This is a genomic window from Paenibacillus sp. FSL L8-0502 (genome assembly GCF_038593055.1).
Taxonomy (GTDB): domain Bacteria; phylum Bacillota; class Bacilli; order Paenibacillales; family Paenibacillaceae; genus Paenibacillus; species Paenibacillus polymyxa_D.
In genome coordinates this window covers 87,936-112,500 of sequence record NZ_CP151958.1, presented here as the reverse complement: position 1 = coordinate 112,500, position 24,565 = coordinate 87,936, and the positions used below count along the sequence as shown (strand labels likewise).

The window sequence follows — 24,565 nt, the reverse complement described above, 5'->3', positions numbered from 1 at the left end:
ATCTCGCCTTAAAAAACGCAGACATCCAAGCTCCTTATATCCTGGTAGGCCATTCTCTCGGAGGGATGTACTCAAGACTGTACGCGCAGACCTACAAAGACGAAGTGGCAGGATTGGTTCTGGTGGATGCCAGGCCTGAGAATGACGCTCGCCGGACAAATGAGATCTATGCCAAAGAACGACCTAAGGTCAATCCCTCCCCGTTAATATCCATTCTCCTAGAAAAGTCAGGAGCATTTCGCCTGTTTCCCAATTTTATGCTAACGGGTCGAGTCGAATATCAAGATAGAAACTCTTTTGTGAATATTGTCGCTTCTTCTAAGTACTTTCGATCTGTTGCGGAGGAAGGTGATCTAGCAAGCACTACCGAAGATGCCATACGGGGACAGCATCTGGGCAACCTCCCTGTACGTGTAATTGCCCGGGGCGTTCAACAAGATTTGACTCAGTTCGGTATTAGTAAGCGCGGAAATGATCAGATCGAACAAAGCTGGCAAATGGGACAGCGCGAGATGCTTAACATCTCTACAAACAGCAAATTTATTGTTGCCAAGAAGAGCGAGCATATGATCATCCATGATCAACCGGAGCTTGTCATCCAGGTCATCCGTGAACTCATCACCGACACCAGTCATTTTCAGTCAACCATGTCTAAAGCATACACAGATGATTAGGGACTTTATATGTTAAGGACAGCATAAAAAAACAAAAGACGCCCGAGTTCCTTCTATATAAAGGAATCCGGGCGTCTTTGCTACCCTACACTATTCTCGTTGATTGATCTTAGGACAGAATAGGCTTGTTTTTAGATGAGGCTTCTGCAATTTTACCAAGTATTTGTTTCAGTACTTTAGCATTTTCCCCGACAAAACCGGAATCAAGCAGCACATCATGCGTTCCGATGACTTCGTATTCTTTGTATTGACCATGCGTCGCCTTTTGCCATAACAATTTATCTAATGATGTATCCGGACCAATACTATCATCCTCTGCAATCAGAGCATGGATATTCGCATGAACTTCACCTGCGTTAATAAGCTCATCGCGGTAGGTGGAGTAAACCAACATTTTGTCCATGACTCGCTCCCTGTCGGCTGGATCGGCGAGGAATACTTTGTACTGCTCCCTAATGCTATCCAGCACCGTCTCGACAATCTCTTCAAGCTCCTCAGGTGTCGATTCATCCTTGGACATCTTTCTCATAGCATCTACCATAATAATGTCACCAACATGGTAGCCTCGGCTTTCCATAGCTTTAGCTACCTCGAAGGCGAGATTTCCTCCAAGTGAGTATCCAAGGAATACATATGGGCCCTCGGCTTGAATGTTCACGATGGCATCGATGTATCGATCCAGCATATCTTGGCCCTGGAAACGATCGCCGATAAATTCCATCCCGTACACCTCGCAAAGCCCATCCAGCTCCTTGGCCATCTCATAGTACCCCAGAGAGTGACCTACCCGAGGAGGGAAGCAAAATACTTTAAGCGTTCCTTTCCCTGGGAAGTGGATAATTTCCATTTCTTGTTCGTCGGCAGTAGTTGTTGCCTGCAGCTTGAAAATTTCATGCGCCATTTCTTCCACAGTCGGCAGATTAAACACGGCCTGGAGTGGGAGATGGACGCCCATATTAGACGAGATCCTTTGGATCAAGCCCAATACTTTCAGAGAATGGCCCCCAAGGTCAAAGAAATGATCTCTGATCCCGATTTCCTGTACGCCGAGCACCTCGGACCAAATCTGAGCGAGCTCGACTTCTGTCTGCGTACGTGGCGCGATATACTCCGCTGTGCTCCGCAGAAGGATTTCTGGTGCCGGTAGCGCTTTGCGATCCAATTTGCCATTCGGATTCAGCGGCATTTGTGCGAGCTGTACGAAAGCAGACGGAATCATATAGCTTGGCAGCTCGCTGCCCAGTGCTTCGCGTAATACGCCCGCTGCGAGCCCTTCCTCGGCCACAAAGTATGCGCACAGCTGAGTACTTCCGCTGGAGTCAGCCAGTGCTAGAACAACCGCTTCCTGCACCGATGGCACCCTCAGAATTTGTGCCTCCACTTCTCCCAGCTCAATGCGGTAACCCCGGATTTTTACCTGGTGATCGATCCGTCCCAAATACTCAATATTCCCGTCTGGCAGCCATCGGGCCAAATCGCCCGTTCGGTAAATCCGTGCTCCCGGTTTGTACGGGTGAGGAATGAACTTCTCTGCCGTCAGGTCCGGCTGGTTGAAATACCCCCGCGCTACCCCTTCGCCTGCAATGCAGAGTTCTCCCGGTACCCCCACAGGTGATACCTGAGAAGCGCTGTCCATCATCCATACTTGGACGTTAGCGTACGGTTTGCCGATCGGCACATGCGTTAGAGCCGCAGTCTCAGGGCTAGTTGTATATCGGGTCGCATATACGGCCGCTTCGGTAGGACCATAGATATTCTCCAGTACTGCGTGTGGAGATACTTTATAGTACTCTTCTACAAGTTTGGCAGGCAGCGTCTCGCCGCAGGCAAACAGGTATTTCAGAGTAAGGAATCCTTGGGTGCCGCTTTCTTTCAAGTATTGAACGAGCACACTGAGCATCGATGGCACCAAATTAAGATGCGTGATTCGGTTCGTATCCACAGCCTCCAGCAGTGCCATCGGGTCTTTGTCCACGCCTTGTGGCAGGATCACGAGAGTCCCCTGTCCAAAGAACCAGCAGAACAGCTCTGGCACAGAGAAGTCAAAGGTGAATGTCGTTTTGAGCAGGAAACGGTCGCCTGCCAACATCGGATATTCAGCTTCCAGCTGACTCAGCGTATGGACGGCAGAGCGGTGTTCAATCATTACACCTTTCGGCTTGCCGGTTGAACCTGACGTGTAAATGATATACGCCAGATGCTCCGGCCCCGCAATTGGCTCCAGATTCGAGCTATCCTCATGGTACGCCTGCGGATCATCAAGTGCCAGGATCGTGCCAGTGAACGGGAACCGATCTTTAAGATGGTTCTTCGTCAGCAGAAGCTTCGCCCCCGAATCCTCCAGCATGTGGCGAATACGGTCTTCTGGGAACTCCGGATCAATCGGTACATAGGCCCCACCAGCTTTTAGAATGGCATGGATACCAATGATCATCTCAAGCGAGCGCTCGACCATGATGCCAACTGGTTGGTCCGGTCTGACCCCTTGGGCACGCAGTGTACGTGCAAGACGGTTCGCCTGCTGATGAAGTTCTCCATAGGTAAGCTTCGTTTCTCCGTAAACAAGTGCTGTACGATCCGGTGTGAGCGCAGCTTTTTCCTCAAATATGCCGTGGAGGGTCTGCTCACGCGGATAAGGAGCTACTGTATCTCCCCACACCTCTATTATTTGTGATTTCTCTTCTGGCGTGATCAGTTCCAGCTCATCAATACGGATAGCAGGTTGTACAGATACGCTTGTCAGAATTCTCGTCAAGTGTCCTTGAATCCGTTCCACGCTCTCCCGGTTATAGACGCGAGCATTATATCGATACAAGAACTCCAGACTACGTCCCGGCAGCACAATAAGGTTAAAATCATAATTCGTCTGTTCAAACATCTGAACATCTGTAATTTTGTATTCAGCCTCTTCACTGGCAATTTTCTCTTCCAGATGCTCTTCTACCGGGTAATTTTCGAACACCATAATATGAGAAATCAAATCTTGCTTTTGTTCGCTCTGTGCTTGAATCTCATAGAGCGGATAGGAATCATAAGCATGTCCTGCCAAATATAATTCCTGCTGTCTTTTCATCACATGGGAGAACGTATCGCTTCCCTCGGCCTGAACCCGAACTGGAACTGTATTAATGAAGAGACCGATCATGCTTTCGATACCCGGAATCTCGGCAGGTCTTCCCGATACCACACTTCCGAAGACGATATCCTGGCTTCTATTGTAGCGCTGCAGCACGATTCCCCAGGCTGCTTGCATCAGCGTATTCATTGTCACCTGATGCTGTTTGGCCACCTGTTCCAGGCGATCGGTCAGTTCCGCATCCAACGTGAATACCAGCTTCTCCGACACATAGGCCTCTGCTTTTGCCGATGGCTGTGTGATGGCTTGTGGCAGCTTCGTCTGCTGCTCGTAGCCTTTCAGGTACCCTCTCCAGTAAGAGGATGCCTCTTCCTCGCCTTGTTTCTCCAACCATTGAATGTACTGGCTGTACGATGCTGCTACAGGAAGCTCAGGTTCCCTTTGCTCACGTAGAGCTCCGTATGTTTCAAACACTTCCTGGAGCACAAGTGGCATACACCAGCCATCCAAAATGATGTGATGAGAGCTCCACAACAGATGGTAATGCTCTTTTGCAGTACGTAGAATAGCAACACGCAGCAAGGCTTCATTCGCAAGATCAAAGCCTCTTGCTTTGTCTTGGGCAACATAAGCTGCAAGACGCGCTTCTATTTCAGCGGAATCCAGCTCATGCAAATCCTCGTATACGAAATCGCATGCTCTTTCTTTGAACACAATCTGTATAGGGAAATCGCCCCATCCAGCATGGAAATTCGTTCTCAATATGGCATGCCGTTTCATCAGTTGCTGTAAGCTGCGTTTGAAAACCTCAGGATAGAACACTCCCTGAATTTCAAATGTGGCCTGCTCAAAGTAGACCTCTGAATGAGCCTCCAGCAAGCTGTGGAACAACATCCCCTTTTGCATCGGCGTCAGTTTATACATATTCTCAATACTACCGATATGCCGTGTCTGCTCTTCTAACTCCTCAATCTTTTCCAAGCTGATATCTTTGAGGAGTACATCGCTTGGTGTTAGTTCTGTTCTTTCCTTACTTACGCAATGTCCAATGACTTCACTAAGACAGTTCTTCAGAATGCCAACAAACTTAGCCACGGACTCCCCGTGGAACTGATGATGGTTATAGCTGACCGAGAGTTGAAGCTGCCCTTCGGCAATCAGTCCATTAATGTTCAATGCCTGATGCTGCACCATCTGCTCACTGACCTCAGGTCCTACGGAGTAAGGCGATACTTCCATCGTCCCTCCTGCAAGATCCTGATCGAACTGACCCAAGTAGTTGAACGTAATCTCCGGTTCAGCCGAGAAGGAGGAGGTATCGGGACTGTCGCTTAAATATTTCAAAATCCCATATCCGACACCTTTGTTCGGGATACGACGCAAGCCTTCCTTTACATGCTTGATTCTGGCCCCGATCTCCAATTCCCCGTCCATCTCAAGGGCGACAGGGTATTGACTTGTAAACCAGCCTATTGTGCGAGTAATATCCAGTTCCGGTACAACAGGCTCCCGCCCATGTCCCTCCAGAAGGATGCCTACACGTTCGATTCCCGTCCACTCGTGAACAGCCATACCAAGGGCTGTCAGGAGCAGATCGTTGACCTCCGTATTGTAAGTACGGTTCGCTTCTTTCAGGAACTGCTCTGTCTCTTCTGGTGACCATCTGACCGTGATAGCCTCGCTATCCTTGATGAGAAGTGCGCCATCTACCTTGTCTTTGGGAAGAGGGACAAAGCCATCTCCTTCTACCTCTGCCCAATAGCTGAGTTCTTGTTCAGCCGCCGGGCTGTTAGCAAATTGTGTGATTCCCTCAACCCATGCACGGTACGAATCCGTCTTCTGCGGAAGCTTGACTGCTTCTCCACGTGCTGCCTGCTCGTAGCCTTCCTGCAGGTCCTCAAAGAGGATACGCCAGGATACGCCATCCACAGCCAGATGATGAATAACGATCAACAGATGTTCGCCTTCCGCACAGCGGAACAGACCCAGTCTAAAGAGAGGTCCATCCTCCAGAGAGATGCTGCGCTGAATGGCTTCCGCACCCGCTTCTATTGCTGAAGCCGGGTCTGTCTCATCCCGCAGGTCGTGGATTTGGAGGCTATAGAGTTCACCCTCACCTACGCTCCGGTTCCAGGCCTCCAATCCCTGCTCTCCTTGGCGGAACACCAGTCGTAAAGCATCATGATGCTCTGCAATTGTCCGAACAACCTCGGCGAGCGCATCGGTATTGAAGCCATCCCGTCGGTACAACATGACCGACTGATTAAAGTGATGCAGATCCATTGACTGTTCATCGAAGAATCTGTGCTGAGCAGGTCCCAGTCTTACCGATCCGTGTACCTCGCTTTGGTCCGCAATTCGGCTGACCACACTAACGCGCTGCGCCAACTCTGCAATTGTCGGATAACCGAACAAATCCTTCATTTCAAGCTTGTAGCCTGCTTGAAGAAGCCTTGAGGATACTTGAATGGATTTGATCGAGTCACCTCCAAGTTCAAAGAAATTATCATGAATGCCGACAAGCGGCACGCCAAGTACACCTTGCCAGATTGAAGCCAAAATGTTCTCCACATCCGTCCGCGGAGCGGTAAAGTCTGCTCCCGCCTTTATACCCGAGTTCGGTTCAGGCAGTGCCTTGCGATCCAGTTTGCCATTCGGTGTCAGAGGCATCACGTCCAGTTGTACGAAGTAAGACGGAATCATATATGCAGGCAGTCCGGCAGACAGTTCGTTTCTCAGCTCGCTGACAGACATTTCGCGATCCGCTACAAAGTAAGCACACAGAGACTTCTGTCCATTGGCGTCTGCCCACGCAACAACGAGAGCTTCCTCGACAAGGGGCATATCCAGCAACTTGGCCTCAATCTCACCAAGCTCAATACGATAGCCCCGTATTTTGACTTGATGGTCAATACGCCCAATGTACTCAATGTCTCCATTAGGAAGGCGACGAGCCAAATCTCCGGTGCGATACATATTTCCTTCCGCAGCGAACGGATTCCTAATGAATTTTTCTGCGGTAAGATCCGGACGGTTCAGGTATCCACGGGCTACTCCGTCCCCGGCGATGTACATTTCGCCCTCCACACCTAACGGTACGAGACGAAGCTGTTCATCCAGGATATGAATGTATATATTGTCTGACGGCAAACCAATCGGTACGGATTCCCGTGTATCCTTCGCAGGATCGTACAGGTGAATCATGCAGCCGACGACCGTTTCGGTTGGTCCATATTCATTGTAGATTTTGATATTGCCACCAAAGAGGTCGGTAATCGTTTTTGACAAATGTGTGGTCAGATTCTCTCCACCCACAATAAGCTGCTGAATGCGACTCTCTACCGGGATGGTCATATCTTTAATCAGACTGAGATGCGTCGGCGTCAGCTTGAGAATATCCACCGCATTTTCGCGCAAAATATGCTGAACAACCTCCGCTTTATCTATACCATCATAAATCCGTACTATTCCTCCATTTATTAACGGAGTAAACATTGATGTCATCGTCAAGTCAAACGAAATGGACGAATACAGCGGGAAGTCCGTTGGTTGCCCTGCACAATAGACTTTATTGGCCCACCAGATGTAGTTCACGATTCCTTTATGGTTAATCATGGTTCCCTTCGGATTTCCTGTTGTACCCGAAGTATAGATTAGATACACCAAATCGTTTCCTCTCACAGGAATATTAGGATTATTCACTCCAGCTCCGTAGATGTGCGGGGCATCCAATTCCATAACCATTCCCTCAAAGGCCGCTAGTTTCGTCAGGTGGCTCTGTGTGAGCAGAATCTCAGCGCCAGAGTCCTTCAGAATATACTGAATCCGCTCCTGCGGATATTCAGGATCAATCGGTACATAGGCTCCGCCCGCTTTGAGTACCCCCATGATGGCAACCAGCAGTTCCACTGACCGATCCGCCAACAGCCCCACTACTTGTTCACTCCGTAGTCCTTGGGCTATCAAGGTGGAAGCTAGTCTGTTCGCCTGCTCGTTCAGCTCCCGATATGTGATCTGGATGTCGCCGCTTATTGCCGCGATCTTATCCGGCGTACGGGCCACCTGTTCCTCAAACAAGGTATGCAGCCCCTGATCACTTGGGTAGACATGAGCCTTGCCACCCCAGTCAAGCAGGTTTGTCCGTTCCTCAGATGTTACAATCTCCAGTTCCTGTATCGTCGCTTGCGGATGAGTAGCTACCTGATCGAGCATTTGCAATAAATGTCCTCCGATTCGCACAATGCTTTCTTGCTCGTAGACCGAAGCATTGTAGCGAATGCAGACCTTAATGTCTTCGCCTGGAATCACAACCAGGTTAAAGTCATAGTTGGTTTGTTCAAACATGGTGAAGTTGGCAACTTCGAGATTGTCCTCCGTTTGATTACCCGATTGCTCCACCTGTTCGTCGAGCGGGTAATTTTCAAAGATCATAATATGAGAAATCAGGTCCTGCTTTTGGGTTGTTTTCCCCTGAATCTCATACAGTGGATAGGTATCGTAGACACGACCAGCCAATGATTGTGCCTGTGTACGTTTCATTACCTCGACGAAAGCCTCGTCTTTGGATGACTGTACACGGATAGGTACTGTATTAATAAACAGACCCACCATATTCTCGATCCCTGCAATCTCAGCCGGTCTACCCGACACAACGCCGCCGAAAACGACATCCGAGCTGGCATTATAACGTTGAAGAATCAGTCCCCAAGCTGTCTGCATGAGTGTGTTGACGGTCACGTGATTGCGCTTCGCGACAACATCCATTTTACCGGTCAAAGATGCACCCAGATGGAGAACATGCTCTTTTAGGACATAGCCCGCTTCTTTGGCTTGAGATTTCGTTTTACCTTCCGGCAATACGGTATTCCCGTCATAATCTTCGAGATATTGGCTCCAATATGTTGAAGCTTCTTGATCATCCTGTGCATCAAGCCACTCGATATAACGGCTATAGGGCTGAGCTGGCGGCAGGACAGGCTGTAATTGCTGTTTCTTGGCAGAATAATAATCGAACAGCTCCTGTGTAATGATCGGGATACACCAGCCATCCATAACAATATGGTGGAAGCTCCACAATACAAGACAGCTTTGATCCTTCTGCAAGACGGTCACTCGCATCAGCGGATCATCTGACAAGCTGAACCCCTTAACCATATCTTCAGCAATATAAGCCTTGATCCGGGCTTCTTGTTCCTGCATAGATGCGTCGCGCAAATCTACGTAGTGCAGAGGGATTAACCGTTGCTTAAAGACAACTTGCAGCGGTACATCCGCAATGTTGTTGTAAAAGCCGGTACGTAGTATGGCATGTCGTTGCACCAAAGCCTGGAAGCTCTCGAAGAAGATATCTACATCGAGGCTGCCACGCATCTCAAACGTTGCCTGTTCGAAGTATGAAGAGGAATCCGGCTCCAGCAGGCTGTGAAACAGCATGCCCTTCTGCATTGCCGTCAGCTTGTACACATCCTCAATCTCTCCGATATGAGCCGTCTGCGCCGTAAGTCGATCAAGCTGCTCCAATGTTAATCCTTGGAACAGAACATCACTAGGTGTAAGCTGTGAACACTCCTGAGCTACACAATGCCGGATGACCTCACTAAGGCTTGACTGTAATAATTCAGCAAAATGACTCACCGTCTCGTTACGATACTGCCTGTTGCTGTACGTAATCGTCAGTGATAGCTGTCCTTCAGCAATCATGCCATTCACATCCAGAGCATATTGCTGTGGTGTGAGATCGCTGAGCGCCTTACCGACTGAATGTGTAGACAAGCTAAGAGCATTCCCCTCCAAATCCTGGTCAAACTGTCCAAGGTAGTTGAAGGAAACTTCTGGTTCTACGCTGAATCGAGTGTCTTTTTCCGGTGCCATATATTTCAGCAGACCGTAGCCGATACCTTTGTGCGGAACCTCTCGCAAATTCTCCTTGATGCGCTTGATCCGGGTAGATACTTCCTGCCCATCTTGCAGGTTCAGCAGAACAGGGTACTGAGTTGTGAACCAGCCCACGGTACGGGTAATATCCAGATCTGGTATGATCATTTCCCGTCCATGTCCTTCAAGGTTAACCAGAACCTGCTCCATGCCTGTCCAGCGCTGAATAGCTGCTCCCAGAGCAGTCAAGAGTAAATCATTCGTCTCCGTATGATAAGCCCGGTTTGCTTGTCGCAACAGCAGCTCTGTTTCTTCAGCAGACCACGTTACCGTAACCGACTCGGTATCCCGAACGGTGCCTGGCTCCTGATCCTTATCCTTGGGCAGTGGAGCCAGAAGCGTCTCCTCAATCTGCTGCCAGTATGAACGCTCCTCGTCCAGGGCAGGACCTGCTGCATACTTCGCCGCTTGCTCGGACCATACAAGATACGAATCGGTCTTTTGCGGAAGAACAATCGTTTGTCCATTCAACGCCTGCTCGTATCCTGTTGCAATGTCTTCAAACAGGATGCGCCAGGACACACCGTCAACCAAGAGGTGATGAATGACAATCAACAAATGATCGCCATCTTCACAATGGAACAGGCCTAGCTTGAACAGTGGGCCACCTTCCAAGTCAAAGCTTGCCTGAATGGCATTGGCTTGGGCCTGAACCGCAGCTGTCTGGTCTTCCGCCTGCCGCATATCAGCAATGTCCAATGTGTAGAGCTCGCCTTCATCCGTTCCCCGATTCCAAGCTGCGTATCCAGCTTCTGTAGGCCGGAAAACCATGCGCAGCGCGTCATGATGGATCGCAATTTGGTCCATTGTCAATCGGAGTGCAGCCTCATCAAAGCCGTCTTTCCGATAGAGCATGACGGCATGATTATAATGGTGCGGCTCCGCTGTATGGCGTTCAAAGAACCAGCGCTGAATTGGCATTAACTCTGCTGCACCTTTAATTTCGCCCTGTTCCGCTGTACGTCCGGCTGCCTGAAGATACGGGCTGAGCTCGGCAATTGTCGGATATTTGAAGAGATCCTTCATCTCTAATTTATATCCAGCTTGGAACAATCTCGAGGACACTTGAATCGCCTTGATGGAGTCACCACCCAGGTCGAAGAAATGATCGTGGATGCCGACCTGCTGTGCTCCCAGCACACCTTGCCATACGGAAGCCAAAGCTTCCTCAGCCTTCGTCCTTGGCGGTTCATAAACCGCTCCAGTCTGCACATTGGCCTCCGGAGCCAGAAGCGCTTTGCGATCCAGTTTGCCATTTGGTGTCAAAGGCAGCTGTTCCAATTGCATAAAGTAAGATGGAATCATATAAGCCGGCAGTTCGGCAGCCAAGGCTTTTCTCAACTCTCCTACCGTCAGCATCTGATCGGCTGTGAAATAGCCGACAAGCACTTTTTGTCCACTTCCATCCTCTTGGGCGAGCACAACGGCCTCTCTTACAGACGGAGCATGGAGCAGCTTCGCTTCCACTTCGCCTAGCTCAATACGGTAACCACGGATTTTTACCTGATGGTCAATCCGTCCCAAATACTCCATGCTGCCATCCGGCAACCAGCGTGCCAAGTCACCCGAGCGGTACATACGCTCGCCTGCTTCGAACGGATGAGCGACAAACTTCTCTTCCGTCAATTCCGGTCGGTTCAGATAACCTCGCGCCAGACCTACGCCCGCCACATAGAGTTCACCTGGAATGCCAATCGGCTGTGGACGGCGTTGTTCATCCAAAATGTACGCTCGCAGCGTCGGAATCGTGGTGCCGATATTGCTGCGGCCCTGTTCAATTTCCAACTCTGTAATTTCCTTGTAGGTTACATGCACGGTCGTTTCGGTAATGCCGTACATGTTAATGAGCTGCACTTGCGGATACTTCGTTCTCCAGTCCTTGAGCAGGGCCGGAGCTAATGCCTCTCCACCGAAGATAATCATACGGAGGCTCAGTTCTGCCGCCTGATGACCGAGCTCTTCCTGTAGCAACTGGTAGAAGTAAGTCGGTGTCTGGTTCAAAACGGTGACCTTCTGATCCTTAAGCAATTGTAAGAAACGATCTGGACTCTTCGCGGTAAGCGATGGAACGATGACCAACCGTCCTCCGTTCAGCAATGCTCCGTACATTTCCCATACAGAGAAGTCAAAACAGAATGAATGGAACAGTGTCCACGTATCCTGAGGACCAAAGTCAAACATATTTTTATCATTAAAGAGCAAGCGAACTACATTTTTATGCTCAATCAGTGTTCCCTTTGGCTTGCCTGTCGTACCCGATGTGTAGATGACGTAGGCAAGATTCCCCGGTCCGGCTGCAGACTCCAGGTTTGAGACATCCTCCTTGTAGGAAGCCGTTTTGTCCAGACTTACGATATCCCCGGCGAAGGAGACCCGTTGCTCCAGATGCGCTTGTGTCAGCAGTAGCTTGGCTCCTGAATCCTCAAGCATAAAGCGAATGCGGTCTTCTGGATATTCAGGATCTACAGGGACATAGGCCCCGCCTGCTTTCAAGATGGCTAAAATTCCGACCACCATTTCAAGGGAACGATCCGCCATGATTCCAGCCAAACCGTCTGGTTGCAAACCACGTTCCCTCAGCGTTCGGGCAAGTCCATTGGCCCGCTCGTTCAGCTCGCTGTAGGACAGGGTTGCATCTTCACATACGACTGCCACTGCATTCGGAGTACGTGCGGCCTGCTCCTCGAACAGCGCATGGATCGTCTTGTCACGAGGATAATCTGCCTTGGCTTCGTCCGGCGCTTTCATCAGCCTTGATTTTTCCTGAGGTGTCACGATATCAAGGGATGACAACGGCAGTGCCGGATTGGCGATGGCTTCCCGAATAAGCTGTACAAAGTGGCCTGCCATCCGATCAGCAGTCTCTTGCTTGTAGATCGCAGTCGCATACTCAAGCGTGCAGTTCAATGCCCCGTCTGCTTCTTCACTCACGGTCAACGTAAGATCGAACTTGGCAGCCGGATGTACATTATCGTAAGGAGTGAAGCGCAATCCTTCTATTTCTTGTTCTCCCTGATCGATATTTTGCAGGACAAACATGGTATCAAATAGTGGGTTACGGCTCAAATCACGCTGAAGCTCCAGCTTTTCTACCAGCTCCTCGAACGGGTAATCCTGGTTTTCATAGGCCCGCAGCGCTGTTTCCCTCACTTCCTGCAGATAAGCCTCGAAAGGCTTCTCTCCTTCTGGATAAGTACGAAGTGCCACTGTGCCGACGAACATACCGATGAGGCCTTCGAGTGTCGCATGGGATCTTCCTGCCACAGGTGAACCGACGATGACATCTTCCTGACCTGTGTACTTGTGCAAGAGCGCTGTATAGGCTGCCAGCAGTACCATGAACAGAGTGGAACCCGTTCGGGTAGCCAGCTCCTGAAGTGAAGCACTCAGAGAAGAATCAATTTGGAAGTCGATTCGATCGCCCGCAAAGCTTCGCACCGCAGGACGAACTTCATCTCCTGGCAAATCCAGCACTGGCAAGCTTCCGCGGAAAGCATCCAGCCAGTAAGCCTCCTGGGCCTTAAGACGCTCGCTTCCGAGCTGCTCTTGCTGCCATACCGCATAGTCTGTGTACTGGATCTGTAGCTCAGGAAGTACGTCCTCCTCTTGGTAGAAGCGGAGAAACTCTTCTATGAGAATATTCATAGAAACCCCATCTGAGACAATATGGTGCATGTCAAACAATAGTAAATGGCGCTCATGTGCAATTCGAATAAGGCCGACCCGCAGCAATGGAGCTACACCCAGATCAAAAGGACGGACGAACTGCTGAAGGGTAGCTCCTGCCTCTTCCTCGCTCAACTCCGCATATTCCACAGCAAACGGAACATCCGTCAGGAGCTGCTGTACAGGTTCACCGTTCACGGTCACAAAACGAGTACGCAGCGAACCATGACGATGAATCAGACGACGGAATGCCTGCTCTAGTCGTTCCCGATCCAAAGCTCCCTCAACGGTAAGAATACCTGGCATATTGTAGCTCAGCTCTCCACCTTCCAGCTGACTTAGAATAAACAGTCGTTTTTGGGCAGAGGACAATGGATAATGCTCTCTCGCTCCCGCTGTAGGAATTTCTTCGAAATTCAGCGGTGTATAGCCCTCAATAGCACGGGCCAATCCTTCAATAGTAGGAGACTCGAACACTGCTCTCAGACTAATCTCTCGATTCATTTCCTTGCGAATTCGTGAGACTAGCAGGGCTGCACGCAGTGAATGACCTCCAAAATGGAAGAAATTATCCTTCACTCCCGCATTCTCCACACCTAGCACCTCTTGCCAGATTTGGGCTAATTGCATTTCTACAGGTGTCTTTGGAGCCTCAGATGAAGCAACTGCCCATCCACGCTCGCCCTGCAGCGCTTTTCGATCGATTTTTCCGTTCGACGTCAGAGGCATATCGTCCATTTGTATGAAGCGGGAAGGGATCATATATCCAGGTAACATCTCCGACAGGACGGCCCGAAGTTCGGATACCTCAAGTTTCTGAGCGGCTACGAAGTAAGCGACTAGATCTTTGTAGCCATCATTGCCCTCTACAGCCATGGCCACGACTTCCTGAACGGACGGCACTCTGAGCATTTGTGCTTCTACCTCGCCTAGCTCGATACGGTAGCCGCGGATTTTGACTTGGTGATCTATTCGACCTAAGTACTCGATGGTTCCATTCGGTAACCAGCGAACCAAGTCACCCGTCCGATACATACGCTCTCCTGGAGCAAATGGATTGTCCACAAACTTCTCGTCCATTAACTCAGGCTGGTTATGATACCCCCGCGCTAACCCGATACCCGAAATGCATAGCTCTCCAGCTACACCGACAGGTTGCAATCTAAAATGGTCATCCAAGATGTACACACTATGGTTAGCAATAGGTCGTCCAATAGATACAATATCCGTTGCTCCCTCACTGTCCGGGACAGACCAGATTGTGGTGCATACGGAGTCCTCTGTTGGACCATAGCCATTAGAGTAACGTACATGCTTCCTCCACTCTTCGATCAACTCGATCGATGCGGCCGATCCAGCGGTTAGCAAGCACCGCAGTGTTGGCAAACGCTCTGGATCAAGGTGGATAGCGTAAGCGGGTGGCAAAGTCGCTACCGTAATCCCCTTATCGTTCATGAACTGCTCGAACAGGGCATGATCTAAAATATCTTGTGGAGAAGGGATGCACAGAACAGCCCCGTGGCTCAGCGCCGTTAAAATTTCCGAAACCGATGCATCAAACGACAGGCTTGCAAACTGAACGATCCGATCCTGCGGTGTAACTTCGAAGTGTGTCCCGTATACGTCCGAAAGATTGGGTAGTCCCCGATGCTCGACTAATACGCCCTTAGGCTGACCCGTCGTACCTGAAGTGTAGATCACGTAAGCCAGATCATCCGGGCCGGCAGTAGCCTCCAAATTCGAGGTGTCGGCATCATAGGTCGATGATTCATCCAGCAGCAAAACATTTTCCGTCCATCCGAGATGCTCCAAGAGATGGGCCTGTGTAAGGATCAGCTTCGCCCCGGAATCTTCAAGCATGTAACTGATTCGTTCTTTCGGATACTCTGGATCGATTGGAACATAGGCACCCCCGGCTTTCATAATGCCGTAGATCGCAACGATCATTTCGAGCGACCGTGCAGCAATCAGTCCCACCAGATCTCCCGTCTTGATTCCCTGAGTACGGAGCCTTCTCGCCAGTCCATTGGCTTTTGCATTGAGCTCGGCGTAGGTCAGCATCTCGTCCCCAAACAAAAGGGCAGTCGCGTCTGGCGTTCGTCCCGCCTGTTCCTCCAACAGCCCGTGGAACGTGTTACATTGCTCGTAAATGCCTGGTGTATTTCCCCATACGTTCAGAATCTGTTCTTTCTCCTGCGGCGTGACTAATTCTAGAGCATCCACGGAAATTGCAGGATTCTCCACAATTTGTTCCATCAGGTGGGACAAGTGGCCCTTGATTTGCTCGATCGTGGCTGGATCATAGACGAGCGCATTGTATTGGAACAACAATCTCATCTCTTTGCCCGGTAGAACAATTAAGTTAAAATCGTAATTCGTTTGTTCAAGAAGCTCCGCTTCCTCAATCTCAAAGGCAGCCTCGCCACCACCCAGACGCTCTACTTCCTCTTCCACAGGATAATTCTCAAACACCATAATATGAGAGATGAGATCCTGCTTCTGATCCGTCTGAGCCTGAATTTCAAACAACGGGTAGGTGTCATACATATGAGAAGCCATATATTGTTCCTGCTGCTGCTTCATCAGAACCGTGAAGGGGAGATTCTCCTCTGTCTTCACACGAACAGGAATCGTATTGATGAACAAACCAATCATCCGATCAATGCCCGGAATTTCTGCTGGTCTGCCTGATACTACACTTCCGTACACGACATCCCGGCTACCGTTATAGCGTTGAAGTGCAATGCCCCAGAGGGACTGCAGCAATATGTTCATCGTGACATGAGCATCCCTGGCCACCTTTTCAAGGCGCTCAGTTAATTCCTTGCTGAGAGGATAATTCAGCTTTTCTGCTACATAGCCTTCTCCCTTACTTGCTCCACCGACTTGAGGTAAAAGCGTCTGCTGCTCGTAACCGGCCAGATATCGGCTCCAATAGTTGGACGCAGCTGCTTCATCCTGCTGTTCCAGCCATTCGATATATCGACTGTACGGATGAACCTCTGCCAGCTGCGGCTCTCTTCCTTCCAGAAGGGCAAAATAGTGTTCAAATACCTCCTGCGTAATTAACGGAACACACCACCCATCCATGACGATGTGGTGAAAGCTCCATAAGAGACGGAAGCTCTCTTCATCTGTTTGTAAAATCGATACACGAAGAAGCTCGTCTTCAGCCAGGTTAAAGCCCCGTGCTTTGTCCTTAGCACCAAATGTCTTCAGGTAAGCCTCACGCTGCGATGCATTCATCTCCCGCAGGTCTTCGTACACCAATTTAGCGCCTCTGTGCCGAAATACAACCTGCAAAGGCTCGCTGCCCCATCCGCTGTAAAAGTTCGTGCGCAGGATGGCATGACGCTCCACCACTGCATCCAGACTGTGTCCGAAGGCGTTCGGATCAAAGCTACCTTTAAAGTCAAAAGCAGCCTGCTCAAAATAAGCGCCTGTATGCGGCTCAAACATATCATGGAACAGCATGCCCTTCTGCATCGGCGTCAGACTATATACATTCTCAATATCGCCAATGTGGCTCGTTTGCTTAGAAAGCTCCTCCAGGTCGGCAATGCTTAGACCTTTCGCAAGCACGTCGCTTGGTGTCAATACGGTTTTTTCTTGGGTTACGCAATGCTGAAGAAGCTCCCGCAGGCTTTCTTCAATATATCCAGCGAGCTGTTCCATCGTAGATGACTTATACTGTTTTCCGTTATAAGTAATCGTCAGAGTCAGGGCTCCGTCCGTCACCATGCCATTGATATCTAGCGTATAGGCCGGTTCCTCCAACAAGCTTTGCGCGCTTCCGGTCGGATAAGGAGAGATCTGCAATGAGCTTCCTTGCAAATCCTGATCAAATTGCCCCAGATAGTTAAAAGAAATCTCAGGTTGCAAGCTGAAGCTATCTTCATCCAACTGACTTGCCACCGTTTTGAGCAACCCGTAGCCAATACCTTTGTTCGGAATTCGGCGCAACCCTTCTTTCACAGACTTGATCAAGGAGGCCACTTCCGAGTTATCCCCCAAGTCTAAAATCACCGGATATTGACTTGTAAACCAGCCGACGGTACGGGTGATGTCAATATTCGGTATAATCGGCTCACGACCGTGCCCTTCCAGATTCACAGCAACCTTTTCGATCCCAGACCACTTGGATATCGCCATGCCTAGAGCAGTCAATAGCAAATCATTCGTCTCTGTTTGATAAGCACGGTGGGCTTTTCTCAACAATTGGTCGGTTTCTTCTATAGTCCATTGTGCTGTTACTACTTTGCTATCCTGTAAAAGAAGGCTTTCCACAGCCTCATCCTTCGGCAACTGTTCGAGTGGCTGATCCTTCAGCTCTCTCCAATACGCCCGATGAGTCTCCATTTCAGGGCCTTCCGAATAACGAGCAAGGGCGTCACCCCAGTCACGGAAGGAATCCGTCTTCTGCGGGAGTGTCAGTGCTTGGCCTTGAATCACCTGCTCATAGCCTGCTGCGATGTCCTCGAACAAAATCCGCCAGGATACTCCGTCCACCACCAAATGGTGGATCACGATCAGAAGGTGGTCTCCATCCTGACAATGGAAAAGCCCTAACTTCAGCAGCGGGCCTTCTGCCAGATGGATACTGCGCTGAATGTCATCCGACAGCGATGTAATGGCTGCAGTCGGATCGGATTCATTCCGTAAATCAACGGTGAACAGGCTATAAAGCTCTCCTTCTTCAAGATCACGATTCCAAGCTTCGTAGCCATGCTCTGTCTGACGGAAAACCATACGAAGGGCGTCATGATGCTCAGCAAGTTTTCTCAGCACCTGATGCAAGGCCTTTTCCTCAAATCCCTGTTCACGATACAGCATAACCGCTTGATTGAAGTGATGAGGCTCTGCCTGCTTCCGGCCAAAGAACCACTGTTGGACTGGAGTCAAGCGAGTCGCTCCACGCACAACTCCCTGTTCAGCCATGTGCACAGCCGTCTGTATTTCCGCGCCTAGCTCGGCAATGGTTGGCGATTTGAACAGTTGCTTCATCTCTAACCGATAGCCGGCCTGCAGTAACCGTGACGACACCTGAATGGCCTTGATGGAATCTCCACCCAATTCAAAGAAATTGTCATGGATACCCACCTGTTCCGCACCCAGCACCCCTTGCCAGACAGACGCCAAAGCTTCTTCGGCCGGTGTACGAGGAGCTGTATACTTCCGTCCTGTATGCGCACCTACTTGCGGAGCCGGCAGAGACCTGCGGTCCACTTTTCCGTTTGACGTTAATGGCATACGATCCATCTGAATAAAATAGGATGGCATCATATAGCCCGGAAGTACCTGCGATAGGGCAAGGCGTACTTCGCCTGCCGTGAGCGCACGATCCGCCACATAATAAGCGCAAAGCTGCTTCTCTCCAAGCTCATCCGCGCGAACGACCACTACGGCGTCGATTACTGACTCCACCTTGGCCAGTTGGGCCTCGACTTCAGGGAGTTCGATGCGGTAACCACGTATTTTGACCTGCTCATCAATTCTTCCTTTAAACTCCAAATTCCCATCTGGAAGCCAGCGTACCAAATCCCCAGTTCTGTAGCAGGGTTCTCCGTCCTTCACAGGACTAGGGACAAATTTCTCTGCTGTGAGATCAGGACGATTGAGATATCCGCGCGCTACACCTTCACCGCCGACAATGAGTTCACCCCAAGCACCAATAGGCTGTAATTGCAGCGATCCATTGACCACATAAGCGGTCGAATTACTAATTGGGCGACCAATCGGTACGACCCCTTCGGCACGACCTGGAATCTCGTAGGTTGTGGAGAAGGTCGTATTCTCTGTCGGACCATAGCCATTGATAGGGACAAGATCAGGATTAGCCTCGATTACACGATTCATATGAGATATGGACAGTACGTCACCGCCGACTAGTAATGCTTTGAGCCCTCTGAACAGGTACTCATCCTGCAGGGAAAGCTGATTGAAAAGCGGTGAAGTAAGCCACAATGTCGTAATCCCGTACTTGGCAATAGCTGCTTTGAGCCTATCGGCAATCAGAATGTCGTCATTCTCTACGAAATAGAGCTGTCCACCGTTAAGCAAAGCTCCCCATATCTCGAATGTAGAAGCATCAAAGGCCACTGCTCCCGTTTGCAAAATCCGTGTAGATTCATTCAGCTCCACATAGTTGGTCTCTTTGACCAGACGAACCACGTTCCGGTGTTCAACCATAACGCCCTTCGGTCTACCCGTCGTACCCGATGTATAGATGACATAAGCAAGCCCCTGCGATCCTTGGGCAGTCTCCGGCTGGGCGGGTTCAGCTGCATAAGCCTCTTCACTGCTAAGATCGACAATCGGTATACCGTAGTCTACATTTATAAGCTCGCTCTTTTGCACCAATAATAGCTTGGCGTCGGAATCATTAAGCATATAACGCACACGATCTTCCGGGTAATCAGGATCAATCGGCACATAGGCTCCACCCGCTTGAAGCACCGCGAGCATACCAATGACCATTTCGATGCTTCGTCCGCCCATCACGGCCACAGGCTGCTCCCTCAACGTTCCCAAACGACGCAGTGTTTGGGCCAGTCGGCTCGCCTTGTCTTCCAATTCAAGGTACGTTAGCTGGACATCGCCGAATACAAGCGCCGTCTGTTCCGGTGTACGCTTGACTTGTTCTGCGAACAGCTCATGAATGGTCTTGTGGCTTGGATAAGGAGTCGATGTCGCGTTAAATACTTCAACGATCTGTACTTTCTCCTCCGGTGTGATCATTTCTATCTCGGCCAGTTGCAACTGGGGATTGGCCGAGACTGCGTGCAGAATCCGGAGCAAGTGCGTAGCAAGTCGCTCTACACTTTCACGGCGATATAAAGCCGTACTATACTCGAGGCCAAAGGCTAATTTTGAGCCCTTCTCCTCTACATTGAGGGACAGGTCAAATTTGGCTGTGACGGTGTCCATCAAGTAAGGAGTAAAGTGCACTCCGTCCATTTCCTGCTCTTCCTGCTCGGTATTTTGTAATACCAATAGGGTGTCAAAGAGCGGATTGCGGCTGACATCACGTCCTACGCCCAGCTTTTCGACCAATTTTTCAAAAGGGTAATCCTGATGCTCAAACGCCTTGAGCGCTGTTTCCTTGATTTCCAGAAGATAATCCTGAAAGGTTTTATCTCCTGCCGGGTAGCTGCGCAAGGCCAGTGTGTTGACAAACATTCCGATGATACCCTCAAGCTCAGCCTGCGGCCTTCCGGCTACTGGAGAACCTACGACGATGTCCTCCTGTCCTGTATATTTGTGCAGTAGTACCGAATAAGCAGCCAGCAATACCATATACAGTGTAGTACCTGTACGGGATGCAAGCTCTTGTATCGCCTTATTTCCAGACTCATCCAATGTAAAATCAATTCGGCTTCCCTCGAAGCTTCGAACCGAAGGTCGTTGGAAGTCTGTAGGCAGATCCAATACTGGCAACTCTCCTTCAAAGGCTTGCAGCCAATATTTCTCAAAATCTTGCCATTGGTTCTCTGACTGTTCCCGTTGCCATACGGCATAATCCTTGTACTGGATGTGCAGCTCTGGTAGCTGTTCTCCTTGATACAAATGAGTAAGTTCCTCTATCAATATTTGAATAGAAACCCCATCTGAAATGATGTGATGCATATCAAACAGCAACAGATGACGCTCCTCCTGGAGCTTCACCAAGCTAACACGCAGTAATGGAGCCTGACTCAGATCAAAGGCACGAATAAAGCTGTGAATGAGCGTATCCGTCTCCTCCACCGAAGCCTCTGTGTAGTTCAACACGAACGGCACATTCCTATGCACACGCTGAACAAGCTCTCCATCCTGCATATAAAAGCCGGTTCTCAGGGATTCATGGCGCTGGATCAGTGCCTGGAACGCAGACTCCAGCCGTGTGCGATCCAACGGTCCATCCACCGTGAAGACCCCTGGCATATTGTAGCTGAGCTCTCCCCCGTCCATCTGTCTCAGCACGTATAACCGCTTTTGCGCTGAGGACACTGGGTAAGCTTCGCTTTCCGCCGCCTGTGGGATGGATTCGTACATGGTTGGAATGTGTTTCTTCACAAGTTGCGCCAAGGATTCGACTGTAGGTGACTGAAACACCTCACGCAGCGAAATGCTACATCCCAATTCTTTGTGAATCCGTGAAACGAGCACTGTTGCCCGCAAGGAGTGACCCCCAATTTCAAAGAAATTATCCCTGACACCAACGCGGGTAACACCCAAGATATCTTGCCAAATGAGTACCATCTGAGCTTCCACAGCAGTTCTCGGAGCCAAATAAGCCTCGCCGGATTGTACGCTGCTTTCAGGAGCCGGCAACGCACGGCGATCCAGTTTGCCATTTGGCGTAAGCGGCATTTGCTCCAGCCGGACAAAATAAGAAGGAATCATGTAAGCGGGGAGTTCCGCTGCCAGCTGAGACCGCAATTCCCCCGGCGAAAGATCACTGGAGGCTACATAGTAGGCGCACAGCAATTTTTGGCCCTGTTCGTCTTCCCGTGCGAGGACAATCGTTTCCCGTACGTTCGGAGCCTTGAGAATTTGGGCTTCTACCTCGCCAAGCTCAATTCGATAGCCGCGAATTTTGACCTGATGGTCGATCCGCCCCAAATATTCAATATTGCCATCAGGCAACCAACGAGCAAGATCCCCCGTTCGGTACAGCCGCTCTCCCGCCCGATACGGATGTTCAACGAATTTCTCAGACGTCAAATCCGGCCGATTCAAATACCCACGGGCCAGGCCGTCCCCCGCAATGTATAGCTCTCCCGGAACCCCAACAGGCTGCAAGCGTCTTTGCTCATCGAGAATGTAAGCGCTAAGTGTGGGGATCGTTCTGCCAATATTGCTTTTCCCCGCTTCAATCTCATGTTCCGTGATTTCCTTGTAGGTGACATGGACCGTTGTTTCCGTAATTCCGTACATATTAATCAGCTGCACATCAGGATACTTGACCCGCCAGTTTCTCAGAAGAGATGGACTTAAAGCCTCTCCACCAAAAATGATTTTTCTAAGGCCAAGCTCTGTCGAAGAGTGCGTTAGTTCTTCCTGTAGCACCTGATAAAAATACGTCGGCGTCTGATTTAAAATGGTGACTTGGTTATCTTTCAACAACTCCAGGAAAGCTGCTGGGCTTTTGGCTGTGAGAGATGGAACAATCACCAATTTCCCTCCATAAAGAAGCGCTCCGTACATCTCCCAAACGGAGAAATCGAAGCAGAACGAATGGAATAGCGTCCACGTATCCTGAGAGGTGAAATCAAATAAATTTTTATCGTTAAAGAGCAGTCGAACTACATTTTTGTGCTCAATCAGCGTGCCCTTCGGCTTGCCGGTTGTACCCGACGTGTAGATGACATAGGCCAGATGGTTTGGTCCCGAAATACTCTCCAGATTGGAGGCATCTCCTGTATACGTTGTAGAATCGTCCAGGCTCACAAGCTTTCCGTCAAAAGTGGTACTCTCCCACAGATGACTTTGGGTGAGCAACAGACGGACACCTGAATCCTCCAGCATATAATGGATACGCTCTTCCGGATAATCGGGGTCAATCGGTACATAGGCACCCCCTGCTTTCAAAATGGCCAACATCCCGATGACCATCTCCAAGGAACGGTCAGCCATAATCCCTACGAGCGTATCTGCCCCTACTCCCTCGGAGCGCAAATATCTCGCAAGCTGGTTAGCCTGCTCGTTTAGAGCTAGGTATGTAATGCTCTGCTCGTCCATCTGAACGGCTACATGATCTGGCGTGCGCTCGGCTTGTTCCTCAAATAAGCCATGGATGGTCTTCTCACGTGGATAATCGACTGCAGCGCCTTCCGAAAGAGCCAAAATGGATTGCTCTTCGGGTTCGCCCAATAAGTTTACCTCTGCGATAGAAAGCTGAGGTGAATGAATGATCTGCTCGGCGATCGTAAGCAACTGGGAAACCATGTCCTTAACTTCGCTGCGTTCAAACAGCTCCGTCCGATAATCGACATCCAGTACCAGTTCGCCTTCATCCAAGATCTCTACGATATGAAGTACGAAATCGTTCACTTCATCCCCGCAGAAATCATAATCTGTCAAAATACGCACATCATCCAAATCAACCCAATTGATAAGACGATATTCCATTGAAACGCCAAAAAGCCGCTGAATATCCTTGTTGCCATGCATTTCTCTAAGATCCTGAATTAACTGATTGTATGGATATTTCTGATGCCGCAGGATTGACATCTGATCTCTGGCTACATCCTGCACGAAGCTCAGCACATCCATATCCTTTTCGACGTATGTTCTGGCAGCAGCGGTGCTGACGAACATACCTATCTTTTGCTTCTCTTTTTTGTTCCCCCGGTTAGCGAACGAAGTTCCAATCACCACATCCGGCTGATTCGTCATTTTGTGTATGTAGATATACATCGCACCCATGAAGAACTGGAACAAGGAAATTCTGTTCTGTTGGCAAAATGCCTGCAGCTCGTGATACAGCACTTCTGGTACAGTAAAATGCTCCCGAACAGCGTGGGTGCTTAAAGACAATGGATTATATGACTTCCAACCCGTAAGCTCAGGCAAATCAGAAAATTTATCCAGCCAGTATGCCTTATCTTTCTGGTATCTGTCAGAAAGTTCGTATGCATTCTCATCTGCAATATATTCAATATACGAGCAATCGTCGCCCAGCTTCGGCTCATTTCCTTGAATTAACTCCATGTAAAACGCTGTTAGCTGATTGCCATAGACCACCATTGATATTCCGTCAGAAATAATATGGTGCATCTTGATATTAATCCAATACTCTTCCTCGCTAATCTTCACAATTAAAAACTGGAAGAGTTCAGAATCCAGCAGGGGCAAGGGTTTGCTTTTGTGTTGCTCAAGTAAGGCTTCCACTTCAGATATACTTTCATAGTGGGAAAGATCCAGGCACTCCAACTGTCTTTCTTCATAAGGAACGACATACTGTTGAGGCACTCCATCCACTGAGGTAATACGAATACGGAACGCATCATACTGTTTGATAATCAAATTAATAGACTGCATGAAGGCAGCGATATGGATATGCCCCTTCATCTTAGCTGTACCGGAAAGCTGTGACACTGACGTATCTGGGTAGAGTAATTCGGTATACCATATACGCTTCTGCGCATTTGTTAAATCATATAACTGCATGTCATTCATCTCATTCACTCCTATTCCATGATGTGAATATCCTCCCGCTGCACCTGGCAGT

General features: G+C 49.6%; 2 protein-coding genes (1 of these 2 running past the window's edge). One reads left to right on the top strand and one right to left on the bottom strand.

Going from position 1 to position 24,565, the window contains the following annotated elements:
- On the top strand, window positions 1-674 hold the 3' portion of the coding sequence (locus NSQ57_RS00420; RefSeq protein ID WP_209950326.1) for an alpha/beta hydrolase. 361 nt of this gene lie to the left of the window's left edge; 674 of the gene's 1,035 nt are visible here — the last part of the coding sequence; its start codon lies beyond the left edge, outside the window; the stop codon is at window positions 672-674.
- A 109-nt stretch (window positions 675-783) separates the two neighbouring features.
- Here NSQ57_RS00420 and NSQ57_RS00415 read toward each other — a convergent pair whose 3' ends face one another.
- Window positions 784-24,513: a non-ribosomal peptide synthase/polyketide synthase gene (locus NSQ57_RS00415; RefSeq protein ID WP_342425490.1), complete on the bottom strand. Its 23,730-nt coding sequence runs from the start codon at window positions 24,511-24,513 to the stop codon at window positions 784-786.
- Window positions 24,514-24,565 lie beyond the last annotated feature (52 nt).

Bases quoted from the DNA above. Each gene is read 5' to 3' on its own strand.
- NSQ57_RS00415 (WP_342425490.1), bottom strand. From the start codon at position 24,513: ATGAATGACATGCAGTTATATGATTTAACAAATGCGCAGAAGCGTATA.